The organism is Actinomadura sp. NPDC048032 (genome assembly GCF_040653175.1).
GTDB lineage: Bacteria > Actinomycetota > Actinomycetes > Streptosporangiales > Streptosporangiaceae > Spirillospora > Spirillospora verrucosospora.
This window is the reverse complement of sequence record NZ_JBEZJP010000695.1, coordinates 1-2,444: the sequence shown is the minus strand read 5'-3', so window position 1 is coordinate 2,444 and position 2,444 is coordinate 1. Positions and strand designations below refer to the sequence as shown.

Genomic DNA, 2,444 nt, shown 5'->3' with positions numbered 1-2,444 from the left:
CGTCTACGGCGACCTCTCCCCCACCTCACCGGAAACATCAGCGACGAGCCAGCAGCGCGGCCGGCGGGTGCGCGGTCAGCGGCCCGGGGAGGTTCCCGACGACCCGCGCGGCGAGGGCCTCGGCGGCCGCCCGGGGCGCGGCGGGCAGCAGCCGCCCCCGCTGGGCCGCGTCCCCCAGCCCGGTGATGAGGGCGCCGAGGCGCGTCACGCCCGCCGCGCGCTCGAACGGGTTGTCGGCGAGCTCGACGCCCCGCAGCCGGCGGCGTTCGAGGGAGACGCTGCGGCGGGTGACGAGCCCCCGCTCGGCGACGACGGACCCGTCCCGCTCGTGGACGGTGAAGTCCCAGTTGAAGAGGGTGAAGACGATCACCGACATGACGGGCATGGCGATCAGCGTGAGGATGACCAGCGCGAGCACCACGGCGGTCGGCAGCCCCACCACGTCGTGGCCGAGCGTCTCCACGCGCTCCCGCGTGATCAGACCGAGGTCGTCGCCGAGGTTGTAGACGGTGCCGAGGAGGCTGCCCGCCAGCGCGAACGGCGTCAGCAGGTAGGCGCCGCTGAGCGGGGCGTACAGGTACCAGCGGCGCCGCATGCGGCCGAGGGTGCGGCGCGGCGGGACCGGGGCGTCCCGGGCGAGCAGGACGCCGCGCAGCCGTTCGGCCTCGCCGAGCGAGACCGCGTTCAGCTCCCCCTCGCCGCCGTCCGCGCCGGCGTCGATGCTCACGACCGCCAGCCCGAGCAGCCGGTGCGGGAGGGACGCGGTGATGTCCACGCCCCGGATCCGGTCGCGCGGGATGCTCTTGACCGACCGGCCGACGAGCGCGCGCCGGAACTCGATGCGGTCCTCGTGCAGCACGTAGGTGAACGTCGCCCAGTTCGCGACGTGGAAGACCAGCCCGAAGGCCAGCCCCACGAGCGTGAAGTAGAACGCGGTGGACAGCCCGCCCACGAGCAGGCCCGTCGCGCCGGCGGCGAGGAGCGCCAGGAGCTCGCGGACGGCGCCGACCACGAAGGTGAGCGGATGCAGGCGTGCGGTCACGTGGCGTCGTCGCGGAGGTCGTGCGCGCGGTGCGCGAGGTCTTCGGCGAGGCGCGTCGCCACGGCCACGGGCAGGCCCGCGACCTCCGAGGAGCCGGTGTGGGAGGCGGTGTTGACCTCGATGGTGGCGAGGCCGAGCATCCGTTCGATCAGCCCCTGCTTGCTGTCGACGGTCTGGATGCGCCCGACGGGAACCAGCAGCCATTCGCGGCTGAACCAGCCCGTCCGCGTGTAGACGACGTCGGAGCTCACCTCCCAGCGGTGGACGCGGTACCGCCACACGGGCGCGACCGTGACCACCAGCAGCCCGGCGGCGCCGACGATGGCGGGGAGCCAGCCGATCCGGCCGGTCAGCCAGGCGGGCAGCGCGTCCCAGCCCGCGTCGCCGATCCAGGCGGCCACGCCGAGGGCGAGGCCGAAAGCCAGGCCCCACAGCAGCAGGTACTCGATGGCCCAGTGCGCGATCGCGCGGGGTGAGACCCGGTGTTCGGGCGGCCTCAGACGCGGCGGGCGCGGCCCCCCGCCGTCCCTCCGGCGACCAGGCCGCACCGACGTCACACGGCGAGTCTAGAGCGCCGGACGCGCCTTCCCGCCGCCCCGCGCGACCGGAAACGCCGAGGAACCGGCGGCACGATCGCGGGCGCGCCGTCGTTTCTGTCAGTGGCGCGTGCGAGATTGTCGGTGGCGCGTGCGACGTTGTGACGTGGTTCACGCCGCCGACGGGGCGCCGCCTGGGCGGCGGCAGAAATTCGAATGCACTTGAACCGGACTCCGCCTATTTTGGCTGGTCCCCCTGGCCGGGGGCGTGGGCGTCCGGCAACCGAGTCCTAGGAGATCCCATGACCTACGCGATCCAGGCGGACGGCCTGGAGAAGCGGTTCGGTGAGACCCGGGCGCTGGACGGCGTCTCCCTCACCGCCGAGGCCGGAACGGTTCTCGGCGTGCTGGGGCCTAACGGCGCCGGCAAGACGACCATGACCCGCATCCTCGCCACGCTGATCGAGCCGACGGGCGGCGCCGCCCGGGTCGGCGGGTTCGACGTGGTGAAGGACGCGCACAAGGTGCGGCAGCTGATCGGGCTCACCGGCCAGTACGCCGGCGTCGACGAGATGCTGACCGGCACCGAGAACCTCATCCTGATCGGGCGGCTGCTCGGGATCTCGCGCCGGGACTCCAGGGCGCGCGCCGCCGAGCTGCTGGAGCGCTTCCAGCTGACCGACGCCGCCGAGCGCGCCGCCAAGACCTACTCGGGCGGGATGCGCCGCCGCCTCGACCTGGCCGCGAGCCTCGTCGGGCGCCCGCAGATCCGCAACGTCGACTTGCCGGAGCCCGACGGCCCCATGATCGCGGTGAACGTCCCAGGTCCGAAGTCGAGCGACACGCCATCCAGGGCGGCCACCTCG

Annotated in this window: 2 protein-coding genes and 1 pseudogene; 1 reads left to right on the top strand and 2 read right to left on the bottom strand. The window is 73.9% G+C overall.

Features of this window, described 5'->3' with window-relative positions; genetic code table 11:
* Positions 1-37 precede the first annotated feature (37 nt).
* The gene (locus AB0C69_RS41175) at positions 38-1,042 is read right to left on the bottom strand and encodes a PH domain-containing protein (protein ID WP_360362100.1); all 1,005 of its coding nucleotides are present in this window, start codon (positions 1,040-1,042) and stop codon (positions 38-40) included.
* Positions 1,039-1,599, bottom strand: a complete 561-nt coding sequence (locus AB0C69_RS41170) for a PH domain-containing protein (protein WP_360362097.1) — start codon at positions 1,597-1,599, stop codon at positions 1,039-1,041. The genes AB0C69_RS41175 and AB0C69_RS41170 overlap by 4 nt, the downstream gene beginning before the upstream one ends.
* Before the next feature lie 281 nt (positions 1,600-1,880).
* Here AB0C69_RS41170 and AB0C69_RS41165 point away from each other — a divergent pair.
* A pseudogene (locus AB0C69_RS41165) lies at positions 1,881-2,366 on the top strand (ATP-binding cassette domain-containing protein); the annotation flags it as partial.
* Between the last annotated feature and the right edge of the window lie 78 nt (positions 2,367-2,444).